A 16,192-nucleotide genomic window follows, 5' to 3' on the forward strand; every position below is an offset into this window, starting at 1 on the left:
ATTGATTTGCCGACGCCCAGTGCGGCGTCGGCTTTTTTTAGCACTTGATGCAAGCGAAGATTAGAACAATAAAACGGAATAGAAAAGATTATTTTTACCCCGCCTACCGTACTGGTAACGAGGTCAAAATTGCAGCGCCAAAAGAAGAAGATGTGATACCAACGAGTAAAACCAACTGAAGGAGATTTGCATGAACACCCCCGTATTCAAGAAGAAGCTGTTACCGCAACTGATTGCCCTGATTGTCAGCACCACTGCATTTAATATAGTCTACGCTGCCGATGAAACACCAGAAGCTGCACCAGGCTCACAAGTCGTAGAAGTGCGCGGCATACGCGACACACTGAAAAAAAATCTGGCTGGCAAACGCGATTCACAAAATATTGTTGATACAGTCAATTCAGAAGACCTGGGTAAATTCCCGGACAAAAACGTCGCCGATTCGCTGCAACGCGTACCGGGTATTTCTGTTGACCGTACCTGGGGTGAGGGCCGCGACATTTTCGTGCGCGGTACCGACAAGAGCCTGAACATGACACAGTTAAATGGCCAGTCAGTAGCATCAGCTTACTGGTGGAAAAATGATTCACAAAGCCGTGGCTTTAACTATGACATTTTGCCTTCTGAACTGGTGGGCAGCCTTGATGTTTACAAAAGCCCATCTGCTGATCTGGATGAAGGCAGTATCGGCGGACTGGTCAATGTCAAGACCCGCAAGCCGCTGCAATTTAAAGCACCTTTGACTGCGCAATTCTCATTGGAAGCGACTTATTCTGATCTGCCCAAGAAAACAGACCCGCAAATCTCCGGTCTGGTGAACTGGAAGAATGATGAAAACACTTTAGGTGTCTTGCTGTCCCTGAGCAAACAAAAACGCACCATGCGTCGTGATGGCCTGGAGAATTTTACTGATTCCACCAAGTACACCATCCTCGATCAAAACAATGTGGCAACGCCAAACGCCTATGCATCATGGGGTGGTGGTTCAGCGATTTTTCGCCAGGACCGTGAACGCACGACGGGCAATGTGACACTGCAAATCAAGCCTAACCGTGACAGCGACATCTCTCTGAATTACATCAATTCAGACATGAACATGGACAATAACAACCAGAACTACCTGTGGCAAATAGGTGGCCTGGCAGATGGCAATAATGTTATCCGCATCACCAATCCACGTTTCATCACTACCTCTGATGGTACCAAGGCCGTAGTCGGTGGCACAGTCGGTCCGACAACAGGCGTCTCGTTCGAGCCTATCTATCGTGAAGCCTATATCAAGTCCAAGATACTGGATCTGGAAGGCAATTATGAAGGCGATGGCTGGAAAGCACACGGCCAATTAGGTTCCACATCTGCCGAAGGCGGCAGCAAGCATGACCGCAATTTCTGGTTCACTGGCAATACCCGCGCCACTGTAAATATCGCGCCAGATACTTATGAAGTGTCTTACCTGGACATGAGCCCGCTCGACCCGACCAAGCTCACGCTGCAAAATGCACGTGACTGGATACGCAAGATGGAAAGCAAAGAAAATTATGTACAGGGTGACCTGACGCTGGACCTGACTGGTTCATTTATCAAGGACGTGAAATTTGGTTTGAAATACCGTGACAACACCGTACAAAATCACCGCACTATAGGTACAGTAGGACCGGGTAGCCCAGGCTGGCAATCTTTCAGCCTGGCTGATCTGTCCACTGGCCCATCACCATTGTTGAGCCAGGCTGCCGCGACATCTGGTTCATTGACCCAATATGCATGGGTCAACGATGCACTGGCCGCCAGCAAGGGTTTTGCCATGTATGACAAGGGCATGGTCTATAACGAAGCCAAGGGCGAGTACTACAAGATACAAGAAAAAATTACTGCTGCTTATGTCAAGGCTGACTATGCCCTCGACAAATGGCGCGGTGACTTTGGTGTGCGCCTGGTCAAGACTGAGCAGACATCCGAAGCCTATCAAGACCTGACAGGCAAAGGCAACTACGTCATCGGTAGCACGACACGCACGTATAACGACGTATTGCCCAGCGTGAACGTGGTGTATGACCTGCGCAAAGATCTGATACTGCGCGGTGCAGTGGCCCGTGTGATGGCACGCAACACTTACAGCGACCTCAGCGCCAGTACCGAAGTCAGCGGCACTACCAATGCCGCCACTGCCGGTAATCCTTTGCTGAAACCTTACCATGCCGACCAGGCCGAGATAGGTGCAGAATGGTATTTTTCTGATGCGTCATTGTTGTCTGCCACGCTGTTCACCAAACGCCTGGATACCTTCATCTATACCTCGACAGCGCAAGAGAATGTCGGTGGTGTAACCCGCCCGGTAACACGTCCGCATAATGCCGACAATGGTGCCGTCATCAACGGTCTGGAACTGCAATGGCAACAGGCTTTTGGTAATGGTTTTGGTGCCATCGTGAACTACACCTTCACCGATGCAAAAGCTGGCTCCATCGCTGGTGGGCAAAAACTGAATGTCATCGGCAACTCACGCAATCAGTTGAATGCCAGCGGCTATTATGAAAAGAACGGCATCAGCTTCCGCCTGTCGTATAACTATCGTTCCAAATCCTACGGTGGCCTGGATGAAGGTGGCCAGGATGTCACCAGCGCCTATGGTCAGTGGGATGCTACGGCCAACTGGGACATCACACCAAAGATCAGCCTGTTCGCCACAGCCGTCAACCTGACCAATTCTGTGATACGCACCAACACCACGGATGGCCTGCCTGTTGGCGTCTATGAAAACGGCGCACGTTACAGCGTAGGTGTCAGAGCCAAGTTCTGATCTGCTTTCATCTGCACGACGGTGACCTGAAGTGACTCAGGTCACCATGCAAAGAGCGCCAGAAGAGCCTCCCCATATAAGCAGCAGGGGAGGCTTTTTTTGCACAAGCGGAAAGTACTTGTTACCGCTCAAGATCAAGTGACCATTTTACATATGTCTGGAACACCTCATGAACAACAATGATCAAGCAAGAGGATCAACAAAGGACGTGGTCGTCGCCATGTTCTTTATCAGCCTCTTGTTTTTTATCCTGGGCTTTGCCACCTGGCTCAATGGCTCGCTGATCCCGTTTTTAAAAATAGTCTGCGACCTGAATAACTTCCAGGCGCTATGGGTGACATTTGCATTTTATATCGCCTACACCGTCATGGCCCTGCCATCCGCCGCCATACTCAGCCGTACTGGCTACAAGAACGGCATGACACTGGGCCTGGGCATCATGGCAGTGGGGGCATTGCTGTTCATCCCCGCCGCAAAGACCAGCTATTACGGCTTCTTTTTACTGGCCCTGTTCACCCTGGCAACTGGCATGACGCTGATGCAAACTGCTATCAATCCCTACATCGTCTGCATAGGTTCACGCGAGAGCGCTGCCATGCGCATCAGCATCATGGGTCTGTTCAACAAGGGCGCAGGCATAGTCGTGCCACTGGTGTTTTCTGCACTGATCTTGTCCGGTATAGAAAAATATTCTGACACGGCACTGGCGGCACTCGATCATGCTGGCCGCCTGGCCTTGCGTTCAGAACTGTCATCGCGCCTGGTCTACCCCTATGCCATCATGGCGGCTGGCTTGCTGGTGGTGATGGTCATCGTACATTTTTCTTCACTGCCAGAACTGCGGGCAGAAGAAGAAAAGAACCAGCCCGAAGTCACCAAATGGGGCGTGCTGCAATACCCGCAACTGGTGCTGGGCGCATTGTCACTGTTCGCCTATGTCGGCGTCGAAGTCATCGCTGGCGACACCATAGGCCTGTATGGCCGCAACCTTGGCGTGCACAACTACACCGTGCTGACCTCATACACCATGAGCTTCATGGTCATAGGCTATATCCTCGGTGCCACCACCATCCCCAAACTGATGACACAAAAAACCGCCCTGATGTTCTCCGCCATCAGCGGCCTGCTGTTCACCGTCGGCGTCGCCACCAGCTCCGCCACGGACACCGGCATTGCCCAGGCAATAGTCGGCTGGGCAGGCGTGCCGGTAGTACCAAACACCGTCATGTTCCTCGCCATGCTGGGCCTGGCCAATGCCCTGGTCTGGCCATCCATCTGGCCACTGGCCCTGCAAGGCCTGGGCAAATACACCGCAGCCGGCTCCGCCCTGCTCATCATGGGCATCGCCGGCGGCGCATTGCTGCCCATGCTGTACGGAAAATTCTCCGACGCAGGCAACTCCCAAACCGCCTACTGGGTCATGCTGCCCTGTTATCTGATGATTTTCTTTTATGCGGTGAAAGGGCATAAATTGAGAAGCTGGAGTGCGGGTGCAGAGAGACTGGAGAGAGTGGATCAGGCGGGGTGAGTTGATTGCCTGATTAGCATGTTACGATACCCTCATCCTTGCAACAACGAGGATGAGGATTAATCAGGAAGCAACAATCTGCAGAATAATTTGCTCAAAAAATAGGCCTAATCCAGCATCATAACCAGTATAATTCTATTGGAAAGTTAGATTATCTAAGCCTAATCTATATAAAACCAATGGATTTCTCTCTACTTTTACCTGATGAAATTTGCCTGACACTCGGCGAACGAGCGCGCGAACGGCGCTTGCTGTTGAATATCAGCGTAGAAGAATTGGCGCAACGTACAGGCATCTCGGCCCAAACTGTCAGCAGCTTTGAACGTACTGGCAAATGCACCCTGGCCAACTTTGTCCGCATACTTGAGTCATTGAATGCCACTCCAGATTTGCAGCCAGTTCTGGTGCCGCAAACCAATACCATAGAAGAGATGCGGGCAAAGTCTGCAGTGCAAGCCAGGCAGCGGGCGTATCGCAAACCCAAGAGCCCATCATGAAAGAGCTCAAGGTCAATTACAAGGCGCAAGGCGAGTCGCTTTGGCTGGGCACACTGGCCGATGATGGCCGCGATATCTTGTTCCAGTATTCGCCAGCAGCACTCGCAAGTGGCCTGGACCTATCTCCCATACGCCTGCCACTGCGGCAAAATGCCTACCCTGACAAACAAGCCGATTACCTGCCCATCATGCGCGTGCCGGGATTGATCTACGACTCCCTGCCTGACAGTTGGGGCTTACAGTTGATGAAACGCCGCATGAAAGCCAAAGGCATAGATACCGACACCGTCTCTGTGCTGGACATGCTCGCCTACCTTGGCGACAACACCATGGGGGCTTTGACCTATGAACCCGGCAGTGAAACTCATCTGGTAGTCAGCGACCTTGCCCTGATCGATCTGGCGAAAGAAGTTCAGGCAATACTCACAGATGACAGCTATGAAGTATTGGACGAGCTCGCCAAGGCAGGCGGCTCCCCCGGCGGCGCACGCCCCAAGGCACTGGTTTACTACCAACCAACGACAGGGCAAATGAGTACTGAATACATGCCAGATGCAGAATCCTGGCTCATCAAATTCCCGGCAAAAGACGATGCCAGCGATAGCTGCGCACTGGAAGAATTGTACGCCCGGCTGGCGCGCAAATGCGGCCTCGGCATGGGTGAGACACGATTCTTTGAATTACCAGACGGCATGACAGCATTCGGCACCAAACGTTTTGACCGCGATAATGAGCAGCGCGTTCACGTCCACTCACTGGCAGGCATGTTGCACGTTTATTTCCAGGTACCCTCCTTAGGCTACAGCGAATTCATGCGCGCAACCCGCAGGCTGACACGCGATGCAAGAGAACTAAAAAAAGCATTGCAACGCTGCGTTTTCAACGTACTGATGAACAACCGCGATGACCACGCCAAAAACCTGTCTTACCTGCTCAACAAAAACAATGAATGGGAACTCGCTCCACCCTATGACCTGACTTATTGCGCCGGTTATCGCGGCGAACATTTCATGGATGTGGCTGGCGAAGGCAAATCACCAACGCGGGCACATATTTTGAAAGTTGCGCAAGACGGTGGAATGAAAGAAAAAGAAGCGCAGAATATTATTGATGAGATGCTGGAGTTAATTACTGGTTATGACTTCAAGAGCGCAGCGCAGGATTTGCCTATCTCGAAAAAGACAATGACGATAGTGGGCAAAATCATTGAGGCGAATCGGGCAAAGCTACATACTTAGATTTTAAATCTGCGCAATAATTTTTCTAATTTCTTCTATTTGCAAACACAATTTTTTGTAATACTTCCCATAGCTGGAAAAGTGTAATAGAGAATAAACAGCCTTGTCGCCGCTCCTGAATAAAACTGGCAACACATCTTTTGTCTCCGTTGGTTTGCCAGGGAGCCAAGTAAATGCACCACTGGCACGCATCAAGCTGGCAACCGTAGAAGAAATGAAGATGTGAGTAGCATCGCCTTCAAGTATTGCTTGATTCAATCTCTTCAAATGAGCGACATCTAAATTCGCAACGGAAAGTTTGTTGCGACCAATACTTGGAAGATGGAACAACTCAGCGAAAGAGATCAAGTTGGCGTGTTCTGCTCTGAATCCGATACGCTCAAAATTCTGGTGATAGCGCTTTCCATCACCTCGATATTCACGTAGCAGAAACGGATGATGGACTCCTTGAGTATGCCAAAATTTCTCGCCATCTTCATGATACTCAAGCACTTTTGGAAAAATAGATCTCTTCTCTATGTCCACATCATAATTGGCGTCAAGTCCGATAAACAGAAAACGCGATAGTTCAGGTGCAACGCCTTGATATGGCTTACGTTCAAAAAGTTCAATCAGGATTTTGCTTGGATGGATGATGCTTTGTCCCAGAGTTTTCGATTTCGGACTTAATCGGAAATTCTCCTGCCTGGATATTTTTTCTGGAACTGTTTTTTTATCTCCGGCATTCAGTATTGCAGCTACTTGGACTGCATCCTCTTTTGAAGAAAATAAATACTTTAATATAGCCCCTGGAAAATCCTTTTGAAGCTCACGCAAACGCACAGGATAATTTCCTTGTCTGTAAATGTTGTCTTGCTCGCCTAGAATCTCATACACACCGTAACTGCGCGGCAATGTTAATTGTCCATCTGCTTTCAGACCGTCAGGTCCAATAGCGTTTGCAATGAGTTCATTCAAGGAAATGGGCATAAATATTCCCTATAGGAGGTACTTGCAAAATACAGAAAAATATAGCCCACGAATATTAAAACAGGGCATGTACGATTTAAAAGTAATTAAAAGAATTGATGTGTTTTTGGAAATGCCAGTTTAGCTTATTTACGTTCAGAAACAATATCAATAATTCCCTTCCACAACCCTTGTGATAATGTACCAATTCAGCAATACTTCGCCTACGCCGAATGTGCTGGTGAAATTCAGTCACTTACGCCTATTCGCCGAATAGCTGTTGGCCGCTATCAATAGAATTGCCTGCCAGCATCCTGCAAGAATTTTGTTTTTTGGAGAACACTATGGGTCTGTGGAATAAGCTCAGCAATGAATTTATCGATATTGTCGAATGGCTGGATGACAGTCCCGATGTGATGGTGCATCGCTTTGAGCGCTATCAGAACGAAATCAAGATGGGTGCCAAGCTGACGGTGCGCGAAGGGCAGATTGCTATCATGGTCAATGAGGGCCAGATGGGCAAGGGGCAGGTGGCGGATGTGTTCACGCCGGGCATGTATGAGCTGTCGACCGAAAACATGCCTTTGCTGAGTACGCTCAAGGGCTGGAAATATGGTTTTAACAGCCCTTTCAAGGCGGAAGTGTATTTCTTCAAGACCACCCGCTTTACCAATATGAAGTGGGGCACGGCAGGGCCTGCCACCATGCGCGACCCTGAATTTGGCGTGGTGCGTGTGACTGCCTTTGGTATCTATGGCATACGCATCGTGGATGCCAAGGCCATGCTGTCTGAGCTGGTTGGTACCAAGGCTGATTTTACGACAGCGGATATAGAAGAAAACCTGCGCGGCAAGATAGGTATGCGCATCAAGGAAGTGATGCCTGAAATTGGCGTGCCAGTGATAGACCTGGAAGCCAAGGTCACTGAAGTGGGCAAGCGCATACAGGAAAAAATTGCTGGTGATTTTGCGCAATATGGTCTGGAGCTGTGCGAAGTGCAGGTACAGGACATAGGCTTGCCGGAAGAAGTTGAAAAAGCAATGGATCAGCAGGGTGCCATGCGCATGATAGGCAATATGAACCAGTTCGCCCAGTACCAGGGTGCGCAGGCTTTGCGTGATGCGGCGCAAAACCCTGGCATGGCAGGTGCCATGATGGGTGTGGGCGTGGGTGGCATGTTGAGCCAGAGCATGGGTACGATGTTTGGTAACAACCCGCAGCCCGCTGCCAGCCCTGCACCTGCTGCCGCACCAGCAGCAGGCGGTGGCATGCCGCCACCTTTGCCAGCGGCGGTATCTTATTTTGTCGCACAAAACGGCGCGCAGACCGGGCCGTTTGATCTGGGCGTATTGCAATCCCACGTGGGCAATGGCAGTTTGACGCGTGACAGCCTGGTATGGCGTCAGGGCATGGCTGCTTGGGGCAAGGCGAGTGAACAGGCTGATTTGTCTGGCTTGTTTGCGGCTATGCCACCACCGTTGCCACCGCAATAAATCATCCTCTGATGTGGCGTCGCGCCTGAAGGTTGCGACGCCTTCTATTTTGTTCTGGAATCATCACCTGTGACGACAAAAAACTATCCCTGCAAATCTTGCGGTGCCAAGCTGGAATATGCGCCTGGCCAACATGCCCTGCAATGCCCGTATTGCGGCGCAAAGAATGATATCCCTGAAGACCAGGCCGCCACGGTCGCAGCGGTAGAAGAGCTGGATTATCAGGCTTACCTGTCAGAACAGGCTGGCAATGAACCCATGCTCGCCAGCCAGCATGTGAAATGCACGGGCTGCGGGGCAGAGTCGCAACTGGCGGCCAATCTGGTGTCTGACCGTTGCCCGTTTTGCGCGGTGCCACTGATCGCAGCCAATGCTTATTCTGCACGCAAGATCAGGCCGAAGGCGATTGCGCCATTTGATATCAAGGAATCAGAGGCGCGCAGCAAGTTTTCCAACTGGATTACCGGCCTGTGGTTCGCGCCAAATGCGCTGAAGCAGGCTTATAGAGCAGAACGTGGCCTCAAGGGTATCTACACCCCTTACTGGACATATGATGCCGACAGCGACACCACCTATCAAGGCCAGCGCGGCGTCGATTATACGGTCACAGAAAACTATACTGAAAACGGTGAGACCAAGAGCCGCCAGGTGACCCGTACCAATTGGTATCCCGCAGTGGGGGCAGTACAGGTATCGTTTGATGATGTACTGGTCGTGGGCTCAAAAACCCTGCCAACTTCGTATGCAGAAAACCTCGCACCATGGCGTCTGGAAAAACTGCAGGGTTACCGTGACGATTATGTGTCAGGTTTCACGGTAGAGGCTTACCAGGTGGGACTGGAGCCTGGTTTTGTCGATGCCCAGGGCAAGATGGAAGGTGAAATCCGTAATGCCATCTGCCGCGATATCGGTGGCGACCACCAGCGCATCATTGCGATGCAGCCTCGCTATTCGAATATCAGCTTCAAGCATATCCTGCTGCCTATCTGGCTGTCGTCTTATAAATATGGCGACAAGACTTACCGTTTTCTGGTGAATGGCCAGACTGGCCAGGTACAGGGTGAGCGTCCATATTCAGCGTGGAAGATTGCGGGGGCGGTGTTGCTGGCAATCGCAGTAGTCGTCGTGATTGTTATGCTCAATCACAAGTAATCGAATCAGGGGCAAGACCTCTCAACACAGAGTCACGGAGACACAGAGTAAACACAGAGAAACATTCATTCAACAGAAAATTCTCTCTCCTCCGCGACCCTGTGGTGCTTTTTTTCTTTTTTAACGCTCCATCAACATATCCATCATGCGCTTGGGATTTGCCAGAAAATCCCGCGTGACCTTGTAGTGCTCGGTTTCTTCATACGCAATTTCAGAAATGCCTTCTTTGCTGCATTGATAAATACAGGCATCGGGATAAGCCATCAGTATCGGTGAATGGGTGGCGATGATGAATTGGGAGTTGTCCTCGATCAGGTCATGGATGCGTGACAAGACCGCGAGTTGCCTTTGTGGCGACAGGGCAGCCTCAGGTTCATCGAGTATGTACAGGCCCTGACCGCCGAAACGCTCTGTCATCAGTTTCAGGAAGGATTCGCCGTGCGATTGCTCGTGCAATGAAATGCCGCCATAGGAATTGATAATCGGTGGGCCACCTGGCTCTTCATCAAGTCTCTCAATCTCCGTTGCAACATTAAAGAAACTCTCGGCACGCAAGAAGAAGCCATCGCGTGGCTTGCGTATGCCTTTGGCAATGCGTAAGTATTCATCCAGCACAGAATGAGAACGCCGCGTGCCGAAGCTGAAGTTCTTTGTACCGCCTTCCGCATTAAAGCCCAGAGATACAGCAATAGCTTCCAGCAAGGTGGATTTACCTGAGCCATTTTCACCGACAAAGTAAGTGATCTTGGGATGCAGATCTACATACTCGAAGTTTTTTATCGCGGGCAAAGAGAAGGGGTAACGTTCAAAAGACTCGACGATATCCCTGCGCAAGCTGACGCGGCTGACGTATTGCTTTGAAATCATACTACCTCATGCTACTCAAATTGGTCATTAGAGAAATTCATTCAACAGAAAATTTTCCTCTGTGCCGCTCTGTGTCTCCGTGCCTCTGTGGTGAGGTTTTTGGTCTGGAATCAGTTTACTCAAACTGCTTCCTGAATTCCGCAAACTGCGCACTCAAATCACTGACCTGTTGCTTCAGTTGCGCGACTTCTGCTTCCAGCTGGCTTACCCTGTCATTCTTTGAACCACCACCAGCACTGCTGGCATGACTCGCTTCGGCCTGATCCAGGCTGGCTTCGTCGCAGGATAGCAGATGTGCATAGCGTGGTTCCTTGGTGCCTGGTGTCAGGTTCAAACGGGCGACCAGGGGTGGGTACTTGTCCATCAGATAGTCGAGGCATTTTTCCACATCGGCGACACTGGCAAATTCATGCAGGCGGCCAACGCGGGCGCGGATTTCACCTGCGGTCTGGAAGCCACGCAGCATGAGTATGGTCAATACCGCTACCTTGGGTTGGTCCAGCATCCATTTGATACGCATGCGGTGTTCATACTTGGCGACGCGGGCACCGGCCTGGTGGATGGCATTCACCAGTTTTTTGGCGGCCAACCTGTCTATGGCTTCCAGCACTTCAGACTCGGTCACGGACATGACGGGGTCGCGGCTGGTGAGCTGGTTGCAGGCGTTCACCAGAGTATTGAGTGACAGCGGGTAATTATCGGGCGTGGCTGCTTCTTTTTCTGCCAGTACGCCAAGGACGCGCACTTCTGTTGCATCCAGAAAAGCCGCATCTTGCGCGGTTCGCGATTCTGGTATGGACGTGTTTTCTGTGTTCATGCAAACCTCTGTTGATTTTCTGTTGATTTTCTGTTGATTCTCTGTTGATTAAATGTTTTGCCGGTGCATCGCCCTGGGCAGCTGAACTCATGTCATCCATGGGCGAAATATGTAGCTGCATTATCGCCGAAAAGCAAAGGCAAGCATCATCAATCTTGGCTCAGGTTCAAGGCTCAGGCATCTGGCCGGTGACGCCTGAAAGCATCACGGATGTTTTCTTTCAATTGCGCATCATCCCAGGGCTTGGTCAGGAACTTGAAGATTTCGCCGCGATTCACGCCCTCGGCTATGGGCACCAGATCGGAATAGCCTGACAAGATAATGCGTATGGTATCTGGATACAATTCTTTGACGATACGCAAAAACTCGGTCCCCACCATACCGGGCATGCGCTGATCAGAAATGATGACCTGTACCGGATTGACTGCCAGCAGATCCAGCCCCTGTTGACCACTGGTCGCAGTCAGGATGCGGTATCCCTCAACGCGCAACAAACGCTTGAGTGCAGAACCGATATTCGGTTCGTCATCGACGATCAGCAGCGTCTTGGTATCATCAGCAAATTCTTTTGTCGGCGACAGGCGTTTGCCCTCGCGCAGCATGGTGGCAAAGGCATCGGCAGGTACCGGGCGGCTGAAATAATAGCCTTGTATTTCATCGCAACGCAGCCTGCGCAATAATTGCAATTGACCTTCAGTTTCTACCCCCTCTGCCACGACGCGAAGATTCAGACTGTGTGCCATGGCTATCACTGCGGTGGTGATGGCGGCATCACCAGGGTTATTGGTCACATCGATGATAAAGGCGCGATCAATCTTGACGAAGTCAAACGGAAAACGTTTGAGGTAAGCCAGTGAAGAATAGCCCGTGCCGAAATCATCCAGGGATAATTGCATGCCCATGGTTTTGATGGCTTTCAGCGTTTGCGCGGCTTCTTCCGGGTTGCCCATGACGACGGATTCGGTGAGTTCGAATTCGATATGGTGCTGTTCAAGTCCGTGGCTATTGATGGCGTCCTGGATGATATCGAGGATCTTGCCATTCTTGAACTGCACAGCGGACAGATTGACTGCCACCGGGACAATATCGATTTGTTGCTCGCGCCAGGCTGCCTGCTGCGCGCACACGGCCTTGATTGCCCATTCACCTATCTGCACAATCAAACCTGTGTCTTCTGCCACGGGAATAAAGTCTCCGGGGTAGATCAAGCCACGCTCTGGATGTTGCCAGCGTATCAGGGCTTCTGCACTGACTATGTGCCCGCTTAATAAATCGACACGCGGCTGGAAATACATGACGAACTGGCTATCACTCAAGGCCGTGCGAAGTTCATTTTCCAGCAGCAACTTTGCAGCCAGCGCGGCATTCATCAATGGCGCATAAAACAGATAGCGCTCGCCAGATATCTTTGCATTCTTTAGCGCCACTTCGGCATGCTTGTACAGGGTTTCAGTATTTGCGCCATCATCAGGATAAAGTGCCAGACCTGCACTGACTGAAACGCGAACTGGCTGATGGTCCAGCAAAAAATCTTCGGCAAAGGCATTGAAGACATTATGCTCAAGTATGGAAGCAGCATCCCCGCCTTGCGCCAGGTTGGCCAGACCAATCGCAAAGGTATCACCGGCAATGCGGGCGAGAGTATATGGTTCTTGCAAGGATGCTTGCAGCCGCTCTGCAATCTGTATCAGCAAGTTGTCACCAGCATGGCGACCAAGAGCATCATTGAGTTGTGAAAACCGGTTCAGATTCAGCAGGATGATGGCAGCCTTGTTAGACTCATGCGTACTTGAATGCATTAACTGGCTCAGCCTGTCATTGAACAAACGGCTATTTGGCAGACCTGTCAGCTTGTCATAAAACGCCAGATAGCTGAGTTGCTCTTCCTTGTCAATAAATTGCAAGGCGAACGAAAGATCACCAGCCAGCTCATTGAGCAGTTTTATTTCATCTTCATCGAAAAAATCAATGGTGCTGGCAAATAGCGTCAACACGGCTACAACCCGGTTCTCCGTGACCAGCGGCAAACAGGCCAAGGCGAGATGCCCTTGTGCCAGTAATTCATCCTTAAAATTTGCCAGTGCGGAATCTGCCTGCACGTTATTGCAGATAAGCAGCCGCATTTCCCGCACGGCGATATCTGATGGCAGATTGTGGTCAGGTGCTTTGGCCAAAGCCTTCAGGCTGAGCTGTGCTGCCAGATCGGGCGCATTGCTGTATAAGGCAACAACAGGGTCACTGCGTTTGTGCGTATCGGTACTTGCGACCCAGGCCATGCCAAAAGCCCCCTCGTGTACAGCAACCCTGCAGGTTTCCTGAAACAGTTCCATGCGATTATGGGTACGCACTATCGCAGAGTTAATGCCAGACAGTACCGCATAAATGCGGCTGAGCCGGGCTATTTTTTCTTGTTGGGCTTTTTGTTCCGTAATGTCTTGTATGGTATTGAACCATCTGGTCTTTCCATGGGTGACGCCGTGTTCCAGCAAAGGTTCCATTACCTGCTTGAGCTGTATCAAATTGCCATCGCCGCGCCGTACCCGATATTCGATTTCCACACGCAGGCCATGCCTGGCAGCCTGTATGCAGGTATGGCGAAATTTGCTTTGGTCATCCAGATGCACAATATCCAGCCAGCGCCGGGTATTGGGGGGCATGGCGGTATTGTCGACACCGATGAGTATGGGTAGCGTATCTGACCATCGTTCAAACGTTCCATCCGGTCCGGTAATGACATGTGCGGTCTTGTTCATCAATTGCGCACGACGCAAGCCCGCTTCGCTTTCTTGCAAACGGGCATTGGCATGCTTGCGGGATTCTTCACGTCCTATGTATTGGAAAGAAAAAGCAACATCGGCGGCAAGTTCTGTCAGCAGTTTTTGCTCTGCCTCATCGAAGCAATGAGGTGTATCAGCAAACAAGACCAATACGCCAACGGGTCGTTTATCCACATGCAAGGGAAAAGCTGCCATGGACGCAACCTGGCTTTCAATAAACCTGGCGTCCGGGACAAACATGTCAGGTGCTTCAAGTATGTCGTTATAGATAGCCGGTAAGCCTGTGCGTACCGCCATCATTGCTGGCGACGCTGCCATTTCACTAGAAAAGTTCAAGTCTGCAGCACCAAGACGTGGTGATACATCGCCAGCCCAGGCCACTACACTGCCATCAAGAGTGTCAGGATCAATGATAGCGATGTAGGCGGCAAGAAATTCAGCTTCTTCAGTGGCAATCCGGCAGGTATCCTGGAACAGGGCGGCACGGTCACGGGTGCGGACAATGAGATAATTGATACGGCTGAGTACAGCGTAAATCCGGCTGAGGCGGCTTATTTTATCTTGTGCATGCAAACGCTCGGTGACATCGTGGGCGAGCACAAATTTGCACAAGCGCCCTTCAAAATGGAGTGGGTGTGAAGTAATTTCGACATTGATGATGCTGCCGTCTTTCTTTTTATGCAGCCAGATACCGGATTTTTCAAAGGCTGTGGCTGTTTGCTGGTGCAAATTCTGTCGCAACCTCTCCTTTTCATAGGATGGCCTGATTGCCTCTATGGTCATGGCCAGAAATTCGGCCTTGGTGTAACCATAATGTTCAATCGCTGCTGTATTGACAGTCAGAAAAGCGAGCGTCTGCAAGTCGTACACCCACATCGGTATAGGGTGGGCCTGAAATAACTCTATGAATGAAGTATTGTCTTTATTCATCGTGATTTCGTCTGAATAGCCTGTCGCTATTGTCGGAAATAAAGAAACTTTTGCTTATCTGCTGACCAAACCTCATTTATCTACACCTTGGCAATAAAAATTATTAGCTTCCTAGCTGTATTGATTCAATCAGGCTTAATTAATATTACACTATCGACACACTTCTGCCGATTTATTAGCGAATGTTTCATTTTGTGACCAATTCACAGCAATCCTGAAAAAAATATTAAAACTTTTAACCCCTTTTGTTTTGCTGCTCCGTTTAATGATCATGACCCTCATGTTTACGGAGAAGAAAATGAAAAAATGGATATCAGTACTGGCTGGCCTGGCATTGGCCAGCATCACTGGCATGGCCAGCGCCGGGCAGTTGGCTGCCGTCAGCATCATCAATCAAAGCACAGGTGAACGCCTGCCCATCTGGCGGCATCAGGGCAACAACTATGTTGCAGGCAAGCCGGGTGAGCGTTATGCGGTAGAAGTCAGGAACAAGACTGGCGAAAGGATTTTGTCTGTCTTGTCCGTCGATGGTGTCAATGCACTGACTGGCAACACGGCAGCGCCAACCCAGTCTGGCTATGTCTTGGGCGCCTGGCAGCCTATGGAGATCAAGGGCTGGCGCAAGAATATGGATGAAGTGGCCGCATTTTACTTTACACAACTGTCGGATTCTTATGCAGCACGCACAGGGCGGCCAGATAATGTCGGCGTCATCGGTGTCGCTTTGTTCAGGGAATATGTCGCTCCTGTCGCTATCGCCCAGCCTGAATATGAACGCATGGCACCCAATGCACCTGCTCCGGTAGCATCTGGCAACCTGGCCAAGAGTGCCGCGGCAGAGAGCCGGGCTGAAAAGGCCGACTCCCGCATAGGCACAGGCCACGGTGAACGAATTAACAGTACGGTAAGATCAACCGACTTCCAGCGTGCCAGTTCACAGGCAGATGAAATCATCAGCATACGCTATGACAGCTATGCCAATCTGGTGGCACGCGGCATTATTCCACGTGGGCGTGACGTCTATCCCGCACAGCCGAATCCCTTCCCTGGTGGCTTTGTGCCTGATCCTGGCTACAACCGCTAAATAAATTCCATTACCTATCTACGCACGCCAGATCTGCATCTGGCGTGTGGCAAAACACGCCCAT

Annotated in this window: 11 protein-coding genes; 7 read left to right on the top strand and 4 right to left on the bottom strand. The window is 50.7% G+C overall.

The window, feature by feature from the left end:
- The first annotated feature begins 190 nt into the window (after positions 1 to 190).
- The 4 genes from ACO0LD_RS09775 (at position 191) to ACO0LD_RS09790 (ending at position 6,060) form a co-directional block, all read left to right on the top strand.
- A complete protein-coding gene (locus tag ACO0LD_RS09775; protein WP_423006181.1) occupies positions 191 to 2,797 on the top strand; it encodes a TonB-dependent receptor in 2,607 nt (868 codons plus the stop codon).
- A 169-nt stretch (positions 2,798 to 2,966) separates the two neighbouring features.
- The gene (locus ACO0LD_RS09780) at positions 2,967 to 4,325 is read left to right on the top strand and encodes a sugar MFS transporter (RefSeq protein ID WP_423006183.1); all 1,359 of its coding nucleotides are present in this window, start codon (positions 2,967 to 2,969) and stop codon (positions 4,323 to 4,325) included.
- A 179-nt stretch (positions 4,326 to 4,504) separates the two neighbouring features.
- Positions 4,505 to 4,822, top strand: a complete 318-nt coding sequence (locus tag ACO0LD_RS09785; RefSeq protein WP_423006185.1) for a helix-turn-helix domain-containing protein — start codon at positions 4,505 to 4,507, stop codon at positions 4,820 to 4,822.
- Positions 4,819 to 6,060, top strand: a complete 1,242-nt coding sequence (locus ACO0LD_RS09790; RefSeq protein WP_423006187.1) for a type II toxin-antitoxin system HipA family toxin — start codon at positions 4,819 to 4,821, stop codon at positions 6,058 to 6,060. The genes ACO0LD_RS09785 and ACO0LD_RS09790 overlap by 4 nt, the downstream gene beginning before the upstream one ends.
- 3 nt (positions 6,061 to 6,063) lie before the next feature.
- Here ACO0LD_RS09790 and ACO0LD_RS09795 read toward each other — a convergent pair whose 3' ends face one another.
- Positions 6,064 to 7,029, bottom strand: a complete 966-nt coding sequence (locus ACO0LD_RS09795) for a hypothetical protein (RefSeq protein WP_423006189.1) — start codon at positions 7,027 to 7,029, stop codon at positions 6,064 to 6,066.
- A 323-nt stretch (positions 7,030 to 7,352) separates the two neighbouring features.
- Between ACO0LD_RS09795 and ACO0LD_RS09800 the strand changes: the two genes are divergently transcribed.
- Entirely contained in the window at positions 7,353 to 8,501 is a 1,149-nt protein-coding gene (locus ACO0LD_RS09800) for an SPFH domain-containing protein (RefSeq protein ID WP_423006191.1), read from the top strand.
- A gap of 69 nt (positions 8,502 to 8,570) precedes the next feature.
- Positions 8,571 to 9,653, top strand: coding sequence for a hypothetical protein (locus ACO0LD_RS09805; RefSeq protein WP_423006193.1), 1,083 nt, complete (start codon positions 8,571 to 8,573; stop codon positions 9,651 to 9,653).
- A gap of 120 nt (positions 9,654 to 9,773) precedes the next feature.
- On the opposite strand, the gene ACO0LD_RS09810 is transcribed toward ACO0LD_RS09805, so the two are convergent.
- From ACO0LD_RS09810 to ACO0LD_RS09820, 3 genes are all read right to left on the bottom strand, one after another.
- Entirely contained in the window at positions 9,774 to 10,520 is a 747-nt protein-coding gene (locus tag ACO0LD_RS09810) for an AAA family ATPase (protein WP_423006195.1), read from the bottom strand.
- A 115-nt stretch (positions 10,521 to 10,635) separates the two neighbouring features.
- Complete coding sequence (locus tag ACO0LD_RS09815) at positions 10,636 to 11,337, bottom strand: YceH family protein (protein WP_423006197.1); 702 nt, start codon at positions 11,335 to 11,337, stop codon at positions 10,636 to 10,638.
- A 173-nt stretch (positions 11,338 to 11,510) separates the two neighbouring features.
- A complete protein-coding gene (locus ACO0LD_RS09820) occupies positions 11,511 to 15,044 on the bottom strand; it encodes an EAL domain-containing protein (RefSeq protein WP_423006199.1) in 3,534 nt (1,177 codons plus the stop codon).
- 298 nt (positions 15,045 to 15,342) lie between these two features.
- Between ACO0LD_RS09820 and ACO0LD_RS09825 the strand changes: the two genes are divergently transcribed.
- Positions 15,343 to 16,128: a hypothetical protein gene (locus tag ACO0LD_RS09825; protein WP_423006201.1), complete on the top strand. Its 786-nt coding sequence runs from the start codon at positions 15,343 to 15,345 to the stop codon at positions 16,126 to 16,128.
- Positions 16,129 to 16,192: the final 64 nt, after the last annotated feature.

Origin of the sequence: Undibacterium sp. Ji83W, from assembly GCF_049340385.1 — a bacterium.
GTDB lineage: Bacteria > Pseudomonadota > Gammaproteobacteria > Burkholderiales > Burkholderiaceae_D > Undibacterium.